The organism is Pseudomonas sp. S5F11, assembly GCF_019641515.1.
Lineage (GTDB): Bacteria > Pseudomonadota > Gammaproteobacteria > Pseudomonadales > Pseudomonadaceae > Aquipseudomonas > Aquipseudomonas rhodesiae.
Window position 1 is genome coordinate 2025435 of sequence record NZ_JAIFJZ010000001.1, and the last position, 19350, is coordinate 2044784.

A 19350-nucleotide genomic window follows, 5' to 3' on the forward strand; every position below is an offset into this window, starting at 1 on the left:
GTTGTAGATGCTCTTTTCTCGTTATTGTCATTACCATCCGCCCGAGGCCCCGCCGCCGCCGAAGCCACCGCCGCCGCCCCGGAAACCACCGCCCCCTCCGCCGCCGCCACCGCCGCCACGTCCGCTGCTGCTGAGGATCGCCAACAGGATCGCACCCACCGGCAGGCCCAAGCGATTGCACAGCCACAACACGCCGATCAGCAACACGAACAGGCCAATGGAGAGCCGCGGATTATCCTTGGCAAAGTTGCCATCCGCCACATGGGCCGGCACCGCCAGCGGTTCACCGCCGACCACTTGGATCATCGCAGCCACACCGTCGCTGATGCCCTGGCTGTACTGGCCGGCCTTGAACTTGGGCGCGATCACTTGGTTGATGATCACCCAGGACTGCGCATCGGTCAGTACACCTTCCAGGCCGTAACCGACTTCGATGCGCAACTTGCGCTCATCGCGGGCGACGATCAACAGCGCGCCGTTGTCCTTTCCCTTCTGGCCGATGCCCCACTGGCGCCCCAATTGATAACCGAAGTCCTCGATCGGCACGCCTTGCAGGTCAGGTACGGTGACCACCACGATCTGATCGCCGCTCTTCTGCTCCAGCGCCTGCAACTGCTGGGTCAACTGCGCGCGCACCGCCGGGTCGATCATTTGGGCGTTATCCACCACCCGCCCGGTCAGCGCCGGGAAGGTCAACGCCGCCTGGGCCACGCCCACGCAGGCCAACAGCCACAGCGCCAGGCCTATCCTTAATAAACGCATCGACACCTCAGTGCAGCCTTATTTGAACTTCACTTGCGGCGCTTTATCGGCATCGGCACTGGTGGCTTCGAACGTGGCGCGGATCGGCAAATCGCTGTACATCACGCTGTGCCACAGGCGGCCCGGGAAGGTGCGGATCTCGGTGTTGTACGCCTGCACGGCCTGGATAAAGTCGCGGCGCGCCACGGCGATGCGGTTTTCGGTGCCTTCCAGTTGAGATTGCAGGGCCAGGAAGTTCTGGTTGGCTTTCAGATCCGGGTAGCGTTCGGAGACCACCATCAAGCGATTGAGGGCGCCGCTCAAACCGTCCTGGGCCTGCTGGAACTGCTTGAGTTTTTCCGGGTTGTCCAGGGTGCTGGCATCGACCTGGATCGACGTGGCCTTGGCCCGCGCTTCGATCACGGCGGTCAGGGTGTCCTGCTCATGGGCGGCATAGCCCTTGACCACTTCCACCAGGTTGGGGATCAGGTCGGCACGGCGTTGGTACTGGTTCTGCACTTGGCCCCAGGCTGCCTTGGCCTGCTCGTCCAGGGTGGGAATGTTGTTGATGCCGCAACCGCTCAGCACCGTGCTGATCAATAGCAGAGCCGCGGCCTTGAGGCCCCAGCGGTTAACCTGTGCTGCTTGCATGGTGTATCTCCTGCCCAAACTGGATGGAATTGGATGACCTGCCCTATAAACCGCGCGCTTGGGGCATAATCCGCCACCACTGGTACGCATCGAGCCAATCAGCTACAAAGATGCCCAGCGCGAATAAGAGTTCAGAGTGTGCTGCATTTATCTGAACAACGCCCGAACAACAATAGACGCTCCCCACATTTTGGCCGATCAGCGCAAGCGCTGTGCAGTGAGCCGAAAAAGGATATTCATGAAAAAGCTGTGTTTGCTCGGCCTTGTTGCCACTCTGGCCAGTCACCCCGTATGGGCAGAAACAAAGCCTGCTGCGCTTAAGGACAAGGACGCTTTCGTCAGCGACCTGCTCAAGCAGATGACCCTGGATGAGAAGATCGGCCAGTTGCGCCTGATCAGCATCGGCCCCGAAATGCCCCGCGAGCTGATCCGCAAGGAAATCGCCGCCGGCCGCATCGGCGGCACGTTCAACTCCATCACCCGCCCGGAAAACCGTCCGATGCAGGACGCGGCCATGCGCAGCCGCCTGAAGATCCCGATGTTCTTCGCCTACGACGTGATCCACGGCCACCGCACCATTTTCCCAATCAGCCTGGCCCTGGCCTCCAGCTGGGACATGGATGCCATCGGCCGCTCCGGGCGCATCGCCGCCCAGGAAGCCGCCGCCGACAGCCTCGACATCACCTTCGCGCCGATGGTCGACATCTCCCGCGACCCGCGCTGGGGCCGCACCTCCGAAGGCTTCGGCGAAGACACTTACCTGGTCTCGCGCATCGCCGAAGTGATGGTCAAGGCGTTCCAGGGCACCAGCCCGGCCAATGCCGACAGCCTTATGGCCAGCGTCAAGCACTTCGCCCTGTACGGCGCGGTGGAAGGCGGTCGCGACTACAACGTGGTCGACATGAGCCCGGTCAAGATGTACCAGGATTACCTGCCGCCCTACCACGCCGCGATCAAGGCCGGTTCCGGCGGTGTGATGGTGGCGCTCAACTCGATCAACGGCGTGCCCGCCACCGCCAACACCTGGCTGATGAACGACCTGCTACGCAAGGCCTGGGGCTTCAAGGGCCTGACCGTCAGCGACCACGGCGCGATCTTCGAGCTGATCAAGCACGGCGTGGCCAAGGACGGGCGTGAAGCCGCGAAGCTGGCGATCAAGGCCGGCATCGACATGAGCATGAACGACTCGCTGTACGGCAAGGAACTGCCGGGGCTGCTCAAGTCCGGCGAGATCGAACAGAGCGACATCGACAACGCCGTGCGCGAAGTGCTCGGCGCCAAGTACGACATGGGCCTGTTCAAGGACCCGTACCTGCGCATCGGCAAGGCCGAGGACGACCCGGTCGACACCTATGCCGACAGCCGCCTGCACCGCGCCGAAGCGCGCGACATCGCCCGGCGCAGCCTGGTGCTGTTGAAGAACCACAACGACACCCTGCCCCTGAAGAAATCCGCCACCATCGCCCTGGTCGGCCCACTGGCCAAGGCGCCTATCGACATGATGGGCAGTTGGGCCGCCGCCGGCCGCCCGGCGCAATCGGTGACTCTGCAGGACGGCCTCAACGCCGTGATCGGTGAAAAAGGCAAAGTGATCTACGCCCGCGGCGCCAACATCACCAACGACAAAGCCGTAGTCGATTACCTCAATTTCCTTAACTTCGATGCGCCGGAAGTGGTGGATGACAAGCGCTCGCCCCAGGCCATGATCGACGAGGCGGTCCAAGCGGCCAAGCAGGCCGACGTGATCGTCGCCGCAGTGGGCGAGTCCCGTGGCATGTCCCACGAGTCGTCGAGCCGCACCGACCTGAACATCCCGCAAAGCCAGCGCGACCTGATCAAGGCGCTCAAGGCCACCGGCAAACCGCTGGTCCTGGTGCTGATGAACGGCCGCCCGCTGTCGATCCTGGAAGAGAACCAACAGGCCGATGCGATTCTGGAAACCTGGTTCGCCGGCACCGAAGGCGGTAATGCAATTGCGGATGTGCTGTTCGGCGACTACAACCCGTCGGGCAAACTGCCGATCACTTTCCCGCGTTCGGTGGGGCAGATTCCGACCTACTACAACCACCTGACCATCGGCCGCCCCTTCACACCGGGCAAACCGGGCAACTACACCTCGCAGTACTTCGATGACACCACCGGGCCGCTGTTTCCGTTTGGTTATGGCCTGAGCTACACCACGTTCAGCCTGTCGGACATGGCCCTGTCGTCCACCACCCTGAACAAGACCGGCAAGCTCGACGCCAGCGTCACCGTGAAAAACACCGGCAAGCTCGACGGCGAAACCGTGGTGCAGCTGTATATCCAGGACGTGGCCGGCTCGATGATCCGCCCGATCAAGGAGTTGAAGAACTTCCAGAAAGTCATGCTCAAGGCAGGTGAAGAGCGCACGCTGCACTTCACCATCACCGAAGACGACTTGAAGTTCTACAACACACAGCTCAAGTACGCCGCTGAACCGGGCGAGTTCAATGTGCAGATCGGCCTGGACTCTCAGGATGTACAGCAACAGAGCTTCGAACTGCTCTAAGCCTGACCCGGTCAAAAAATGTGGGAGGAGCTTGCCCCCTCCCACATTTGATCTCAGTGTTCTTGCTAGCCTCGCCGGTCCAGCAAGTTCACCACCAACCGATCTATCCACCCCCAGACGCGCTGCTTGACCCGCCGCCACAATGGCCGTGCCTTCCACGCCTCCAGGCTCACCGCCTGGCTCTGGGCAAAGTCCCGCTCAAAACTCGCCACCACCGCCTGGGTCAGCTCGGGGTCCAGTGCTTCCAGATTGGCTTCCAAGTTGAAGCGCAGGTTCCAGTGGTCGAAATTGCACGAGCCGATGCTTACCCAGTCGTCCACCAGCACCATCTTCAGGTGCAGGAAGCACGGCTGGTATTCAAAGATCTGTACGCCTGAACGCAGCAAACGCGGGTAATACCGGTGCCCGGCGTAGCGCACGGACGGGTGATCGGTGCGCGGCCCGGTGAGCAGCAAACGCACGTCCACGCCGCGCCCCGCCGCTCGGCGCAAGGCACGCCGCACGCCCCAGGTCGGCAGGAAATAGGGAGTGGCCAGCCAGATGCGCTGGTGGCTGTTGTTCAGCGCGCGGATCAGCGATTGCAGAATATCGCGGTGCTGGCGGGCGTCGGCGTACGCGACGCGGCCAAGCCCCGGCCCGCTGGCGGGCACTTTGGGCAGACGCGGCAAGCCAAAATGGGTCGCCGGTTTCCACGCGCGGCGCGCCGCGTTGGCGTGCCATTGGCGGTCGAACAATGCCTGCCAATCCAATACCAGCGGGCCGCTGATCTGCACCATCACTTCATGCCACTCGGCCGTGTCGTGGCCCGGTGTCCAGAACTCGTCCGTCACGCCCGTGCCACCCACCACCGCCACATGCTGGTCGATCAGCAACAGCTTGCGGTGGTCGCGGTACAGGTTGCGCATCCAGCGACGCCAGCTCAGGCGATTGTAAAAACGCAGCTCCACGCCCGCGTCGGTCAAGCGCTTGCGCAGCGACAGGGTAAACGCCAGGCTGCCGTAATCATCGAACAGGCATCGCACGCGCACACCGCGCTCGGCGGCGAGCACCAACGCTTGCACCATTGCCTCGGCGCACGCGCCGGCCTCTACCAGGTACAACTCCAGATCCACCTGCTGTTCGGCGCGGGCAATGCCCACCAGCATCTGAGGAAAAAACTGCGGGCCGTCGATCAACAACTCGAAACGGTTGGCGCTGCGCCATGGGAACACCGCGCCGCCCATGTCAGCGCGCCGTGAAGATCAGCACCGCACCCACCGGCACCGACAAACTGATGGACTTGAGCCCGGCCGCCTTGCGCAGCGCGGCCACCCCGGGCGCCAGGTCGAAATCCTCGCCGTGCAGCACCACCGGTTCCAGGGTCACCACCTGGAAGCGTCGGTCATCCAGGCGCGTAGCCAGCAGCTCGGCGCTGTAGGTCTGGGTCTTGCCATGCAAGGTCACACTCAGGGGCAGGCGCAACTCCAGTTGCGCGCCCGGGGCCAGATCATTGATGGGTTGCAGGTTGATCTGTGCGCTGATCAGCGCTTCGGGGAAGGTCTTGATCTCGAACAACTGATTGCGCATGCGTTCATCGCGCAGCGGAATGCCACTGTTGACCGACTCCAGCTCCACCTGCACCTGCGCCGCGCCCTTGTCGTCGACCTTGCCGTGCAAGACCAGGAAGCGCTGGACCTCGGCAATCTCGGTGTTTTTGGTGGTGACGAAAGACAGGCGCGAGGACTCGTTGTCCAGGTACCAGTCGGCGTGGGCGGGCACGGCAACAGCGGCCAGCAGGACAAAAGCCAGGGGTTTGATAAACGAAACGTCGAACATTAAGGACTCGCGGGGCGAAAAACCTGCACGAACCTTAAGCGCAATGTCACGAACGGCGCAAATCCAAATGTGGGAGTGGGCTTGCTCGCGAAAATGCGGTGAGCCTGTTGGTACATCTTTACTGACAGACAGCTTTGGCGGGCAAGCCCGCTCCCGCAGGGGATCTTGTGTCAGGGGTTCAGGCGACAGCCTTGGCGCTCCCCCAACCAACGCGCCGTATGGGTGCGCCCCAAGCCACTGGCCGTTACTTCGCTACGCAGCGGGTTATCGGTGAACGCGCTGGTCGGCACGTACTGTTTTACGTACCCCAGGCAATACGCCGCCGGGTGATTCGCTACATAGCGGCAGGAGCAATATTCCTTGGCGGTGTACGCCGCGATGATATCGGGGAAGGCTTGCAGGTTGACGCGCTCGTGCCAAACCCACCCCAACAGCGCGAGCAACAGCAGCAGAAACAGGCTGGTGAACGGACGACGACGGATCATGGTTGCACCGCCGCAAGTACGCGTTTGAGCAGTTCGTTGTGGCGGTAGCTGCCGTCGCGGTCGTCGCCGTAGCGCACGATCACCAGGCGCTGCTCGGGCATCACATACAGCGCCTGGCCCCAGTGGCCGAGGGCGGCGAAGGTGTCGGCGGGGGCATCGGGCCAGGGCCTTGGTGTGCCTTGATTGAGCCACCAATGGCCGCCGGGCGTGGCTTCGTCCTGGCCGGCTTTGTAGTTATCGAATGCCTGGCGACTGAAGGCCACCCAGTCCCTGGGCAGCAGTTGCTGATCCTTCCAACGCCCATCCCGCGCCATCAGTAGGCCGACCCGCGCAAGATCGCGAGCGGTGAGGTAGGCATAGGACGAGGCAACAAAGGTTTCGTCGGCGTCGGTTTCCCAGGTGGCATTGCGAATACCCAGCGGTGTGAACAGCGCATCCCACGGGTAGCTCATGTACGCCTTGTGGCCAAGCATGCCTTTAAGAGCAGCGGATAAAAGATTGCTGTCGCCACTGGAATACCGAAACGCCCGCCCCGGTGCGCTGAAGGTGTCGCTGTTCGCGGCGAACTCGGCCATATCCGCGCGCCCGCGGGTGTAGAGCATCGCCACGACGGAGGATTTTAGCGGGGCGAATTCGTAGTCTTCCTGCCAGTCCAGGCCCGAGGCCCAGTGCAGCAGGTCGGCCATGGTCACCGTCGGGTGCTGCTTCATCGGCGGGTAGAAACGCGCCACCGGGTCGCTCAATTTGAAGCGATTGTCGCCATAAGCCACGCCCAGCACGCAGGCCATCAGGCTTTTGCTCACCGACCAAGTCAGGTGCGGCGTGCTGGCGCTGGTGGGCGCGGCGTAGCGTTCGTAAATAACTTTACCGTCGCGGATCACCAGTAAGGCATCGGTGCGAATGCCTTGGCGGGTGGCGTCGTCGCGCGGTGCAAAGGCATAGGCGTCCAGGGCTTCGAGCGCGGGGCCGGTGAGCGGCGTGCCCTTGGCCCATTCCTGGTCAGGCCAGGTCTCAGCATGGCCGTTAATAGTGATTAACAGCAGCACGGCGCACAACAGACCTTTGACCATAGACACGGACTCAACGGGGCATTCAAACCCGCGAGCCTAGCCCCGCTGGATGACAGATTGACGACACAGTGCCTGTCATCCAAGCGTCACCATAACTTCATGGAGATGACACCGGGCCTCCATAGCCTGAGTTTGGACAACAAAGTCGACCGGCCGAAACGTGGCCGGCACTCGGAGACTCGCCATGACTCAGATCGCCCGCATCAGCGACACCGGCAATGAACGCCGTCTGCAAGCCGAACGCCTGATCGGTGCCCAGGCTTTGCAGGAAGCCCAGGCCCTGCGGTTCAACGTATTCAGCGGCGAGTTCAATGCCAAGCTGAAAGGCGCGGAACATGGCCTGGACATGGATGATTATGATGTGCACTGCAGCCATATCGGCGTGCGGGACTTGAACACCGGTCGTCTGGTAGCCACCACACGCTTGCTCGACCACCAGGCCGCCAGCACGCTGGGGCGGTTCTACAGTGAAGAAGAATTCAGCCTGCATGGCTTGCTCCATCTCAAAGGCCCGATCCTGGAGATTGGCCGCACCTGCGTCGACCCGGCCTATCGCAACGGCGGCACCATCGCCGTGTTGTGGGGGGAGTTGGCCGAAGTGCTCAACCAGGGCGGCTACAGCTATTTGATGGGTTGCGCGAGCATTCCCATGCACGACGGCGGCATCCAGGCACACGCGATCATGCAGCGTCTGCGCGAACGCTATCTGTGCAACGAGCACCTGCGCGCCGAGCCGAAAAAACCGCTGCCGGCCCTGGATCTGCCGTCCAACGTGATCGCCGAAATGCCGCCGCTGCTCAAGGCCTATATGCGCCTGGGGGCGAAGATCTGCGGCGAGCCGTGCTGGGATGAGGATTTCCAAGTGGCCGACGTATTTATCCTGCTCAAGCGCGACGAGTTGTGCCCACGCTATGCGCGCCATTTCAAGGCGGCCATGTGATGAGCCGCCTGCGCGTGTACGGGCGCATCGCCCGGGTGTTGCTGGTGGTGGCGCTGGGCTTGAGCATGGCCAGCGTGTTCGGTGTGTTCGAGCGGCTGGGCATCGCCAACTCGATGGTGCGGCGCCAACGCTGGTCGCGGTTTTTCATGGCGCGGCTGACCAACGCCCTACCCTTTCGCGTGACGGTACACGGTGAGTTGCCGACGCAGCCGATGCTGTGGGTGAGCAACCACGTGTCCTGGACCGACATTCCGCTGTTGGGCGCCGTGGCGCCGATGTCGTTCCTGTCCAAGGCCGAAGTGCGCACCTGGCCGGTGGCCGGCTGGCTGGCGGCCAAGGCCGGTAGCCTATTTATCCGCCGGGGTTCGGGCGACAGCCAACTGATCCGCAAACAAATGACCCGCCACCTGGAACAACAGCACCCGCTGCTGATGTTCCCCGAAGGCACCACCACCGACGGTCGCAGCCTGCGCACCTTCCACGGGCGCCTGCTGGCCAGCGCCATCGATGCGGATGTGTCGCTGCAACCGGTGGCGATCCGTTACCTGCGTGACGGACAGGTCGATCCCCTGGCGCCGTTTATCGGCGATGACGACTTGCTCTCGCACCTGATGCGGTTGTTCGCCAATGACCAGGGCGATGTGGAAATTCATGTGCTCACACCGATTGCGTGCGCCGGGCAGGAACGCGCGGCGCTGGCTTACCAGGCGCAGCAGGCGGTGCAGAAGGTGTTGTTTGGGCCGGTGCCGGAGGTAGAACAAGTAGCGGCGCGACCAGCGTTCGCAGCTTGAGACAAATGTGGGAGGGGGCAAGCCCCCTTCACATTTAGTTTGATGTTGTCAGTTGAGACTGTGCGAACACCTGCAATTCAGGGTAGAAGCGCCGGAAGTCTTCACTCAACGGTTCATATAAAAGTCGCAACTCCTGCATCGCCTGCCCCAACTCCTCAGGCTGCGTCAGCCGCCGCGAAATCCCACGCAACACCTGCTCCATCACCGCAAAGTCGCGGTACGAGCCCAACCAATCATCGGCCGCCATAAACGGCGCAATCTGCGCCAAGCGCCCGGGCAACTGCGGTTCGGCAGCCAATACGCGGTATACCTGCGAGGTGAAGTGCTCCAGCGGCTGGTCGGCATAGAAGGTCCAATCCCGCGCCAGGCAGTGATCGAAGAACACGTCCAGAACAATCCCCGCATAGCGCCGACGGGTCAGGCTGAAGCGCGACAGCGCCTGCCCCACCAACGGATGGCTGTCGGTAAAACGGTCGATCGAGCGATGCAACTGGATCGCCGCTTCGATGGATGGGCTGAACTGGCCCTGCAGACGGCCTTTAACGAAGTCGCCATACAGGCTGCCCAGCAGTTGCGCAGGAAGTTGGCCGCCCAAGTGCAGATGTGCGAGATAATTCATGGCGCGCAGTTTAGCACTGCCGCCAACGTATCGTTATAACCCGATATACCGATTTGAGATGATCTCAGAGCTAAATCGTATTGGTATATCGGGATATACCGATTTAAAGTTCGCCTCATCGCGATATAACGCTTTACGACACCGAGCACACTGCCATGTCCATCGACCTCGACGAAATAATAAAAGCCCTGGCGCACCCAGTACGGCGAGACATCCTCAACTGGCTCAAAGACCCAAAAGTGCAATTCCCCGAGCAATTGCACAACCACGAATACGGCATCTGTGCCGGGCAGATCGACCAGCGCTGCGGCTTGTCCCAGTCGACCGTGTCGGCGCACCTGGCCACCTTGCAACGGGCGGGTCTGATCAGCAGCCAGAAGGCCGGGCAGTGGCACTTTTTCAAACGCAATGAGGAAGCGATCCAAGCCTTCCTCACGGCGCTTATCACTGAACTCAGCGCTGAACCGCTGTAAAAAGGATCCGCAAATGCCCCTCTCGCTCCTCATCCTGGCCTTGAGCGCCTTCGCCATCGGCACCACCGAGTTCGTCATCATGGGTTTGCTGCCCGATGTGGCGGCGGACCTCGGTGTATCGATCCCTGGCGCCGGTTGGCTGGTCACCGGTTACGCCCTGGGCGTGGCCATTGGCGCGCCATTTATGGCACTGGCCACGGCCAAACTGCCACGCAAGGCAGCTCTGGTCGCGTTGATGGGGATCTTCATTATCGGCAACCTGCTCTGCGCACTGGCCAGCGACTACAACGTGCTGATGTTTGCCCGCGTGGTCACCGCACTGTGCCACGGCGCGTTCTTCGGCATTGGTTCGGTGGTGGCGGCCAACCTGGTGCCGGCCAACAAGCGGGCCTCGGCCGTAGCCCTGATGTTCACCGGTTTGACCCTGGCCAATGTCCTCGGCGTGCCCCTGGGCACCGCACTGGGCCAGCAAGCCGGCTGGCGCTCGACCTTCTGGGCCGTGACGGTGATCGGTGTGGTGGCGCTGATCGGGCTGATCCGCTTCTTGCCGGCCAAGCGCGATGAAGAAAAGCTCGACATGCGCGCCGAACTGGCCGCCCTCAAGGGTGCTGGTATCTGGCTGTCGCTGAGCATGACGGCGCTGTTCGCTGCGTCCATGTTCACCCTCTTCACCTATGTGGCGCCGCTGTTGGGCGATGTCACCGGAGTGTCGCCCAAAGGCGTGACCTGGACCCTGCTGCTGATCGGCCTGGGCCTGACCGTGGGCAACATCATCGGCGGCAAACTGGCGGATAAACGTCTGGCGGCCACGCTGATTGGCGTATTTATCAGCATGGCGGTGGTGTCCACCGCGCTGAGCTGGACCAGCGTCGCCGTGATCCCCACCGAAATCACCCTGTTCCTGTGGGCAACCGCCGCGTTCGCCGCCGTGCCGGCGCTGCAGATCAACGTGGTGACCTTCGGCAAGGCCGCTCCGAACCTGGTGTCCACCTTGAACATCGGCGCGTTCAACATCGGCAACGCCCTCGGTGCCTGGGTCGGTGGCAGCGTGATCGCTCATGGTTTCGGCCTGACCAGTGTGCCGCTGGCGGCCGCTGCCCTGGCGATCCTTGCCCTGTTGGTGACCTTGATAACGTTCCGTCAGAGCGGCGATGCCGACCTGGCCCCTGCGACCAACTGATCCAAGTAACTAGAGAAGGTATTGTGCGATGACGACTATTTTCGATCCGATCAAACTGGGTGACGTGGAGCTGTCGAACCGCATCATCATGGCCCCGCTGACCCGCTGCCGCGCCGACGCCGGTCGCGTACCCAACGCGCTAATGGCCGAGTACTACGTGCAGCGAGCGTCTGCCGGGCTGATCCTCAGCGAAGCCACTTCCGTCACACCGATGGGCGTGGGCTATCCGGACACCCCCGGTATCTGGTCCAACGACCAGGTGCGTGGCTGGGCCAACGTGACCAAGGCCGTGCACGGCGCCGGCGGCAAGATTTTCCTGCAACTGTGGCATGTGGGGCGCATTTCCCACCCGTCGTACCTGAACGGCGAAACCCCAGTGGCCCCGAGTGCGATCCAACCCAAGGGCCACGTCAGCCTGGTGCGTCCGCTGGCCGACTACCCGACTCCGCGCGCCCTGGAAACCGCTGAAATCGCCGACATCGTCGACGCCTACCGTACCGGCGCCGAGAACGCCAAGGCCGCCGGTTTCGACGGTGTGGAAATCCACGGCGCCAACGGCTACCTGCTCGACCAATTCCTGCAGAGCAGCACCAACCAGCGCACCGACCAGTACGGCGGCTCCCTGGAAAACCGTGCACGCCTGCTGCTGGAAGTGACCGACGCGGCCATTGAAGTCTGGGGCGCCGGCCGCGTGGGCGTACACCTGGCACCCCGCGCCGACGCGCACGACATGGGCGATGCCAATCTGGCGGAAACCTTTACCTACGTGGCCACTGAGCTGGGCAAGCGCGGCATCGCGTTTATCTGCTCCCGTGAAAAAGAAGGCGCCGACAGCCTTGGCCCGCAACTGAAAAAAGCCTTCGGCGGCGCTTACATCGCCAATGAACGCTTCACCAAGGACAGCGCCAATGCGTGGCTGGCCGAGGGTAAAGCGGATGCGGTGGCGTTCGGCGTGCCTTTCATTGCCAACCCGGATCTTCCGGCTCGCCTGGAGGCCGATGCGCCGCTGAACGAAGCCCATCCGGAAACCTTCTATGGCAAAGGCCCGGTCGGTTACATCGACTATCCGACCCTGCCGCTGTAATCGCCTAAAACACAAACCAAATGTGGGAGGGGGCTTGTCCCCGATAGCGGTGGGTCGGCTATAAGCTGCCCATCACTCGCTATCGGGGGCACGCCCCCTCTCACTTTGCCTAGGTAACATTCCTTCACAGCATTGCAACAAAATCCCTACAAAATACTTAGGCGGCTACCTATCAAGCGCCGGCCAGCCCGTATATAAAGTCACCCCACGAATAAGTCAGAAGGACGATTGACCGTCCTTAGGCTTTACTGTTGACACAACTGGACGCAATTACGCATTTTGTCTCAATTGCGCAGGCTGGGGCTCAAGCGCAGCATGTCCAGCCCGGCCTCTACCCAGCGTTCGGCTTCCTGCTGCAATTGAAAGCTGTCGGGTACCAGCAACCATTGGCCGATCAGCCCGTTGATGTACGCATGGAGGCACACGGCTCCCCGCGTGGTGTCGAGGTTTTCCGGTAGCTGCCCGCGATGGACCGCGTTACGCAGCGTCAGGCCGATACGCAGGTTGCATTCCAGGCTGTGGGTTTGACGCTGACGACGCATGTCGCACATTTCGTCGGTGAATTCGCACTTATGAAACAAGATCTCATTGATGCGTCGGGTTTTCGGATCCAGGGCCACTTGATGGAACAAACGAATCAGCAGCTTGCGCATGCAGCCCAGCGGGTCGAGTTCATCCTCGCTTTCACTGGCCCGCGCCAACTCGTCCAGTGGCTCGTGCAGCGTATCGAGCAGGGCCTGGAGCAAGTCGGACTTATTGCTGAAATGCCAATAGATAGCGCCGCGCGTCACGCCGGCCAACGTGGCGATGTCTGCCAGCGTGGTGCGCGCAACGCCGCGCTCGTAAAAGGCTTGCTCGGCGGCATCGAGAATCTGGCTGCGCGTTTCCTGAGCTTCCTCTTTGGTGCGACGAACCATGGCAGTAAAACCTCAATCAGAACACGTGGGACTATCGTTAACGCAGTGTTAATAGATGTTAACGATCATCTGAATAATTGTGGGACGACGCCGTCATGGGCACCGAACGTACTAAAATCGAGGCTTTGGACATTGCTTTGTCAACAATCCGCAAAGCCTGTCAAGAGTTTACAAACAACCATGAACGTAAGTATATTGCGTAGCAAGCTACTTATCTACTCGCGGCTTGTTTTTTACCCTTCCACACTTCTTGTGCGCACCCTGCGCGCCTGACCCGAGGATCTTCATGCAACTTAAGCCAGCTGTTACCGCTCTGGTCACTGCCGTCGCCCTGGCATCGCTGCTCAGCGGATGTAAAAAGGAAGAAGCGGCTCCGCCCGCTCAAACCCCTCTGGTCGGCGTCGTCACCCTGCAACCGCAAGCCTTTACCTTGACGTCCGAACTGCCAGGCCGCACCACGGCCTTCCGTATCGCGGAAGTTCGCCCGCAGGTCAACGGCATTATTCTCAAGCGCCTGTTCAAGGAAGGCGCAGACGTGAAGGAAGGCCAGCAGCTTTATCAGATCGACCCGTCGGTCTATGAAGCCACCCTGAAAAGCGCCCAGGCCAGCCTGAGCCAGACCAAATCCATCAGCGACCGCTACAAGCAGTTGGTGGATGAGCAGGCCGTGAGCCGTCAGGAATACGACACTGCCGTCGCCAATCGCATGACCGCCGAAGCAAACGTTCAAACCGCCCAGATCAACGTGCGCTACACCAAAGTGTTCGCGCCGATCTCCGGGCGTATCGGCCGTTCTTCGGTGACCGAAGGCGCACTGGTCAGCAATGGCCAGGCCGATGCCATGGCCGTGATCCAACAACTGGACCCGATCTACGTCGACGTGACTCAGTCTTCAGCCGAAATGCTGAAACTGCGCCGCGACCTGGAAAGCGGCCAACTGGAGAAAGCCGGGGCCAATGCCGCCAAGGTCAAGCTGACCCTGGAAGACGGTAGCGACTATAAGCACGACGGCAAACTGGAATTTTCCGAAGTGTCGGTCGATCAGACCACCGGTTCCGTGACCCTGCGCGCCGTGTTCCCCAACCCCGATCACACCCTGTTGCCGGGCATGTTCGTGCACGCCCAACTGCAAGCCGGTGTGAACAGCAAGGCGATCCTGGCCCCGCAGCAAGGCGTGACTCGCGATCTCAAAGGCACTCCTACGGCGTTGATCGTCAACGCGGACAACAAGGTCGAGCAACGCGAGCTGGTGGCCAACCGTACCGCCGGCGCCTACTGGCTGGTGGAAAAAGGCTTGAATGCCGGTGACCGTGTGATCACCGAAGGCTTGCAGTACGTCAAGCCGGGCGCCGAGGTCAAGGTCAAGGACGCGGACAACGCCAAGCCCGCCGGTACCGCTGCTCCTGCTGCCGCTGCTGGCAAAGGGGAGTAACCCATGTCGAAATTTTTTATCGACCGTCCCATTTTCGCCTGGGTGATTGCCCTGGTGATCATGCTGGTCGGGGCACTCTCGATCCTGAAGTTGCCCATCAACCAATACCCGGCCATCGCGCCGACCGCCATCGATATCCAGGTGACCTACCCAGGCGCGTCCGCACAAACCGTGCAGGACACCGTGGTGCAGGTGATCGAGCAACAGCTCAACGGTATCGACAACCTGCGGTATGTGTCCTCGGACAGTAACTCCGACGGCAGCATGACCATCACCGTAACGTTCAACCAGGGTACCAACCCCGACATCGCCCAGGTGCAGGTGCAGAACAAGCTGAACCTGGCCACCCCGCTGCTGCCGCAAGAAGTGCAGCAACAGGGTATCCGCGTGACCAAGTCGGTGAAGAACTTCCTGATGGTGATCGGTCTGGTGTCCGAAGACGGCAGCATGACCAAGGACGACCTGTCCAACTACATCGTGTCCAACATCCAGGACCCGATCTCGCGGACAGCCGGCGTGGGTGACTTCCAGGTGTTCGGTTCCCAGTACGCCATGCGTATCTGGCTCGACCCGGCCAAGCTGAACAACTACCAGTTGACCCCGGTCGACGTCAGCACCGCCATCGCCGCACAGAACGTACAGGTGGCCACCGGCCAATTGGGCGGCTTGCCTGCCCTGCCCGGCACCCAGCTGAACGCCACCATCATCGGTAAGACACGCCTGCAAACCGCCGAGCAGTTCGGCAACATCCTGATGAAGGTCAACACCGACGGCTCCCAGGTTCGCCTCAAGGACGTCGCGCGCATCGAGCTGGGTGGCCAGACCTACAGCATCAGCGCGCAGTTCAACGGCAAGCCGGCCTCCGGTATGGCGATCAAACTGGCATCCGGCGCCAACGCCCTGGATACCGCCAAGGCTATCCGCGCCACCGTGGCGTCCCTGGAACCGTTCTTCCCGCCTGGCATGAAAGCGGTGGTGCCGTATGACACCACCCCAGTAGTGACCGAATCGATCTCCGGTGTAGTGCACACCCTGGTCGAAGCGATCGTGCTGGTGTTCCTGGTGATGTTCCTGTTCCTGCAAAACTTCCGCGCCACCATCATCACCACCATGACCGTACCGGTGGTATTGCTGGGTACGTTCGGCATCCTGGCGGCGTTCGGTTTCACCATCAACACCCTGACCATGTTCGGCATGATCCTGGCCATCGGCCTGCTGGTGGACGACGCCATCGTGGTGGTAGAAAACGTCGAGCGGGTGATGGCCGAGGAACACCTGTCGCCTAAAGAAGCGACGGTCAAATCCATGACCCAGATCCAGGGCGCCCTGGTAGGTATTGCCCTGGTACTGTCGGCGGTACTGTTGCCGATGGCGTTCTTCGGTGGTTCCACCGGGGTGATCTACAAACAGTTCTCCATCACCATCGTTTCGGCCATGGCGCTGTCGGTACTGGTTGCCCTGATCTTCACCCCGGCGCTGTGCGCCACCATGCTCAAGCCGATCGATCCCGAGAAGCACGGCCAACCCAAGCGTGGTTTCTTCGGCTGGTTCAACCGCACCTTCGACCGTAGCGTAGTGAGCTACGAGCGCGGCGTGGGCAACATGATCAAGCACAAGATCCCGGCGTTCCTGGTGTACCTGCTGATCTTCGCCGGCATGATCTGGCTGTTCATGCGCATCCCGGCGGCGTTCCTGCCCGACGAAGACCAGGGGGTGATCTTTGCCCAGGTGCAGACACCGGTCGGTTCCACCGCTGAACGTACGCAGAAAGTCATCGACGACATGCGGATCTTCCTGCTCAACGATAAAGAAGGTGAGCCGGGCGAAGGCAAAGGCGTCAAATCGGTGTTTACCGTGAACGGCTTCAACTTCGCCGGTCGTGGCCAAAGCTCCGGCCTGGCGTTCGTAATGCTTAAGCCGTGGGACGAGCGTGATGCGTCCACCTCGGTGTTCGAGATCGCCAAGCGCGCCCAGGGTTACTTCATGCAGACGTTCCAGGACGCCATGGTGTTCGCCATCGTGCCGCCGTCGGTACTGGAATTGGGTAACGCCACCGGTTTCGACGTGTTCCTGCAAGACCAGGGCGGTGTCGGTCATGAGAAGTTGATGGCCGCGCGCAACCAGTTCCTGGGTATGGCGGCACAGAGCAAGATCCTGGCCGGTGTGCGCCCCAACGGCGTGAACGATGAGCCGCAATACGAACTCACCGTTGACGACGAGAAGGCCAGCGCCCAGGGCATCTCCCTGGCCAACATCAACCAGACCCTGGCGATTGCCCTGGGTGGCAGCTACGTCAACGACTTCATCGACCGTGGTCGCGTGAAGAAAGTGTACGTGCAAGGTGAAGCCGCCAGCCGCATGTCTCCAGAAGACCTGAACAAGTGGTACGTGCGCAGCGACTCCGGGAAGATGGTGCCGTTGTCGGCCATCGCCACCGGCAAGTGGATCTACGGTTCGCCGAAGCTCTCGCGTTACAACGGCGTGGCCGCGATGGAAATCCTCGGCACTCCGGCACCGGGTTACAGCACCGGTGAAGCGATGGCCGAAGTGGAACGCATCGCCAAGCAACTGCCGGCGGGCGTGGGCTATGCCTGGACGGGTCTGTCGTATGAAGAGCGCTTGTCCGGGTCCCAGGCTCCGGCGTTGTATGCGCTGTCGCTGCTGGTGGTGTTCCTGTGCCTTGCGGCACTGTACGAGAGCTGGTCGATCCCGATTGCGGTGGTGTTGGTAGTGCCCCTGGGCGTGGTGGGTGCGTTGATCGCCACCAGCATGCGCGGGCTGTCCAACGACGTGTTCTTCCAGGTGGGCCTGTTGGTCACGGTGGGTCTGGCGGCGAAAAACGCCATCCTTATCGTGGAGTTCGCCAAAGAACTTCACGAACAGGGTAAAGGCATCGTCGAGTCGGCTATCGAAGCGTCTCGCATGCGTCTGCGGCCGATCATCATGACCTCCATGGCGTTCATCCTCGGCGTACTGCCCCTGGCGATCTCCTCGGGCGCCGGTTCAGGCAGCCAGCACGCCATCGGTACCGGCGTCATTGGCGGCATGATCACCGCCACTGTCCTGGCGATCTTCTGGGTGCCGCTGTTCTTCGCTACCGTGTCGGCCATCGGCAACCGCAAAGAACCCGAAACCAAGCAAACTTCTAACGAGGCTGGCCAATGAGCAAGTCGCTACTTTCCCTAGCCGTCACAGCCTTCGTGCTCAGTGGCTGCTCGCTGATCCCTGACTACCAGCGCCCCGACGCGCCGGTAGCAGCGCAGTACCCGCAGGGGCCGGCGTATTCGTCGGCCCAGGCGCCGGGTCAGGCTGCTGCCGAGCAAGGCTGGAAGCAGTTTTTCCATGACCCTGCCCTGCAACAGCTGATCCAGACCGCATTGGTGAACAACCGCGACCTGCGTGTCGCGGCCTTGAACATCGATGCCTACGCCGCGCAATACAACATCCAGCGCGCCGACCTGTTCCCGGCCGTTTCGGCCACGGGCAGCGGTGAGCGCTCGCGCACCCCGGCTCGCCTGTCGCAGACCGGCGAATCGAGGATCGCCAGCCAGTACTCGGTCGGTCTTGGGATCAGCTCCTACGAGCTGGACCTGTTCGGTCGCGTGCGCAGCCTGAGTGAAGAAGCCTTGCAAAAGTACTTCGCCACCGAAGAGGCGCGGCGCAGCACTCAGATCAGTCTGGTGGCCAGTGTGGCCAACGCCTACCTGACCTGGCAGGCCGACAAGGAACTGCTCAAGCTGACCCAGGACACCCTCGCCGCGTTCGAGCAGAGCTACAAGCTGACTTCGCGTAGCAACGAAGTCGGCGTGGCCTCGGCCCTCGACCTCAGCCAGGCGCGCACCTCCGTGGAAAACGCCCGTGTGTCCCTGGCCCGCTACACCCGCCAGGTGGCCCAGGACGAAAACAACCTGACCCTGCTGCTGGGCACCGGCCTGCCGGCCAATCTGGCCAGCCAGCCGCTGTCGGATGACCTGCTCAGCGAAGTACCGGCCGGCTTGCCGTCGGACCTGCTGCAACGTCGCCCCGACATTGTGCAGGCCGAGTACAACCTCAAGGCCGCCAACGCCAATATCGGCGCAGCCCGTGCGGCGTTCTTCCCAAGCATCAGCCTGACCGCCAGCGCCGGCACCGCCAGCCCGAACCTGGGCGGCTTGTTCAAAGGCGGCTCGGGCACCTGGTCGTTCGCGCCGCAGATCAACATCCCGATCTTCAACGCCGGCAGCCTGCGCGCCAGCCTGGACTACTCGAAGATCCAGAAAGAGATCAACGTGGCGAACTACGAGAAGGCGATTCAGACCGGCTTCCAGGAAGTCTCCGACGGCCTTGCCGCGCGGGCGACCTACAAGCAGCAATTGGAAGCCCAACGCGGTTTCGTTGAGGCCAACCAGGATTACTACCGCCTGGCTGAGCGTCGCTACCGCATCGGTGTGGACAGCAACCTGACGTTCCTCGATGCACAGCGCCAACTGTTCAGCGCGCAACAATCGCTGATCACCGACCGCCTCGCGCAGTTGACCAGCGAGGTCAACCTGTACAAGGCCCTCGGCGGTGGCTGGAACGAGCAGACTGCAAAGAATGAACCGCTGAAAGAAGAAGCGCCGGCGTTCAAGGCGTTCTGATAA

General features: G+C 61.8%; 17 protein-coding genes. 9 read left to right on the forward strand and 8 right to left on the reverse strand.

Translation table 11 applies throughout. The features are described 5' to 3' along the window. Positions 1-30: 30 nt before the first annotated feature. Positions 31-762, reverse strand: coding sequence for a YgcG family protein (locus K1567_RS08980; RefSeq protein ID WP_099312659.1), 732 nt, complete (start codon positions 760-762; stop codon positions 31-33). A gap of 18 nt (positions 763-780) precedes the next feature. Then, on the reverse strand, positions 781-1392 hold the full coding sequence (locus tag K1567_RS08985) for a LemA family protein (protein ID WP_034096341.1): 612 nt from the start codon (positions 1390-1392) through the stop codon (positions 781-783). A gap of 238 nt (positions 1393-1630) precedes the next feature. Here K1567_RS08985 and bglX point away from each other — a divergent pair, with 238 nt between their 5' ends. Beyond that, positions 1631-3922, forward strand: a complete 2292-nt coding sequence (gene bglX / locus K1567_RS08990; protein WP_047883026.1) for a beta-glucosidase BglX — start codon at positions 1631-1633, stop codon at positions 3920-3922. A gap of 65 nt (positions 3923-3987) precedes the next feature. Here bglX and K1567_RS08995 read toward each other — a convergent pair whose 3' ends face one another. The 4 genes from K1567_RS08995 to K1567_RS09010 all read right to left on the reverse strand — a co-directional run bounded on the left by K1567_RS08995 (position 3988) and on the right by K1567_RS09010 (position 7292). After that, complete coding sequence (locus tag K1567_RS08995; RefSeq protein ID WP_220698388.1) at positions 3988-5145, reverse strand: phosphatidylserine/phosphatidylglycerophosphate/cardiolipin synthase family protein; 1158 nt, start codon at positions 5143-5145, stop codon at positions 3988-3990. Between the two features lies 1 nt (position 5146). Next, positions 5147-5737 carry a YceI family protein gene (locus tag K1567_RS09000; protein ID WP_220698389.1) on the reverse strand — a complete coding sequence of 197 codons (591 nt, stop codon included), beginning with the start codon at positions 5735-5737 and terminating at the stop codon, positions 5147-5149. A gap of 170 nt (positions 5738-5907) precedes the next feature. Further along, positions 5908-6222: a hypothetical protein gene (locus K1567_RS09005; RefSeq protein WP_034112342.1), complete on the reverse strand. Its 315-nt coding sequence runs from the start codon at positions 6220-6222 to the stop codon at positions 5908-5910. Further along, positions 6219-7292 (reverse strand): serine hydrolase, encoded by a 1074-nt coding sequence (locus K1567_RS09010; protein WP_220698390.1) that lies wholly within the window; start codon positions 7290-7292, stop codon positions 6219-6221. Before K1567_RS09010 ends, K1567_RS09005 begins: the two co-directional genes overlap by 4 nt. Positions 7293-7476: 184 nt before the next feature. On the opposite strand from K1567_RS09010, the gene olsB reads away from it, so the two are divergent. Both olsB and K1567_RS09020 read left to right on the forward strand, forming a co-directional pair. Beyond that, positions 7477-8232: an L-ornithine N(alpha)-acyltransferase gene (olsB, locus tag K1567_RS09015; protein WP_034096335.1), complete on the forward strand. Its 756-nt coding sequence runs from the start codon at positions 7477-7479 to the stop codon at positions 8230-8232. Then, positions 8232-9023, forward strand: coding sequence for a lysophospholipid acyltransferase family protein (locus tag K1567_RS09020; RefSeq protein WP_034096334.1), 792 nt, complete (start codon positions 8232-8234; stop codon positions 9021-9023). Before olsB ends, K1567_RS09020 begins: the two co-directional genes overlap by 1 nt. 34 nt (positions 9024-9057) lie before the next feature. Here K1567_RS09020 and K1567_RS09025 read toward each other — a convergent pair whose 3' ends face one another. Continuing rightward, positions 9058-9642: an ACP phosphodiesterase gene (locus K1567_RS09025; RefSeq protein WP_220698391.1), complete on the reverse strand. Its 585-nt coding sequence runs from the start codon at positions 9640-9642 to the stop codon at positions 9058-9060. A gap of 155 nt (positions 9643-9797) precedes the next feature. Here K1567_RS09025 and K1567_RS09030 point away from each other — a divergent pair, with 155 nt between their 5' ends. Genes K1567_RS09030 through K1567_RS09040 form a run of 3 tightly spaced genes read left to right on the forward strand, consistent with a single transcriptional unit; the run spans position 9798 to position 12379 of the window. Beyond that, on the forward strand, positions 9798-10115 hold the full coding sequence (locus K1567_RS09030) for a helix-turn-helix transcriptional regulator (RefSeq protein WP_034096332.1): 318 nt from the start codon (positions 9798-9800) through the stop codon (positions 10113-10115). 13 nt (positions 10116-10128) lie between these two features. Continuing rightward, on the forward strand, positions 10129-11295 hold the full coding sequence (locus tag K1567_RS09035) for an MFS transporter (RefSeq protein ID WP_034096331.1): 1167 nt from the start codon (positions 10129-10131) through the stop codon (positions 11293-11295). Positions 11296-11323: 28 nt separating this feature from the next. Beyond that, positions 11324-12379, forward strand: coding sequence for an alkene reductase (locus K1567_RS09040; protein ID WP_034096330.1), 1056 nt, complete (start codon positions 11324-11326; stop codon positions 12377-12379). A gap of 284 nt (positions 12380-12663) precedes the next feature. On the opposite strand, the gene K1567_RS09045 is transcribed toward K1567_RS09040, so the two are convergent. Then, a complete protein-coding gene (locus tag K1567_RS09045) occupies positions 12664-13296 on the reverse strand; it encodes a TetR family transcriptional regulator (protein WP_034096329.1) in 633 nt (210 codons plus the stop codon). 286 nt (positions 13297-13582) lie between these two features. On the opposite strand from K1567_RS09045, the gene K1567_RS09050 reads away from it, so the two are divergent. From K1567_RS09050 to adeC, 3 genes are read left to right on the forward strand one after another with little or no spacing between them, the layout of a single operon-like run. Beyond that, positions 13583-14728: an efflux RND transporter periplasmic adaptor subunit gene (locus tag K1567_RS09050; RefSeq protein ID WP_034096328.1), complete on the forward strand. Its 1146-nt coding sequence runs from the start codon at positions 13583-13585 to the stop codon at positions 14726-14728. A 3-nt stretch (positions 14729-14731) separates the two neighbouring features. Further along, entirely contained in the window at positions 14732-17893 is a 3162-nt protein-coding gene (locus tag K1567_RS09055) for an efflux RND transporter permease subunit (RefSeq protein WP_034112334.1), read from the forward strand. After that, on the forward strand, positions 17890-19347 hold the full coding sequence (gene adeC, locus K1567_RS09060) for an AdeC/AdeK/OprM family multidrug efflux complex outer membrane factor (protein ID WP_034112333.1): 1458 nt from the start codon (positions 17890-17892) through the stop codon (positions 19345-19347). Before K1567_RS09055 ends, adeC begins: the two co-directional genes overlap by 4 nt. Positions 19348-19350 lie beyond the last annotated feature (3 nt).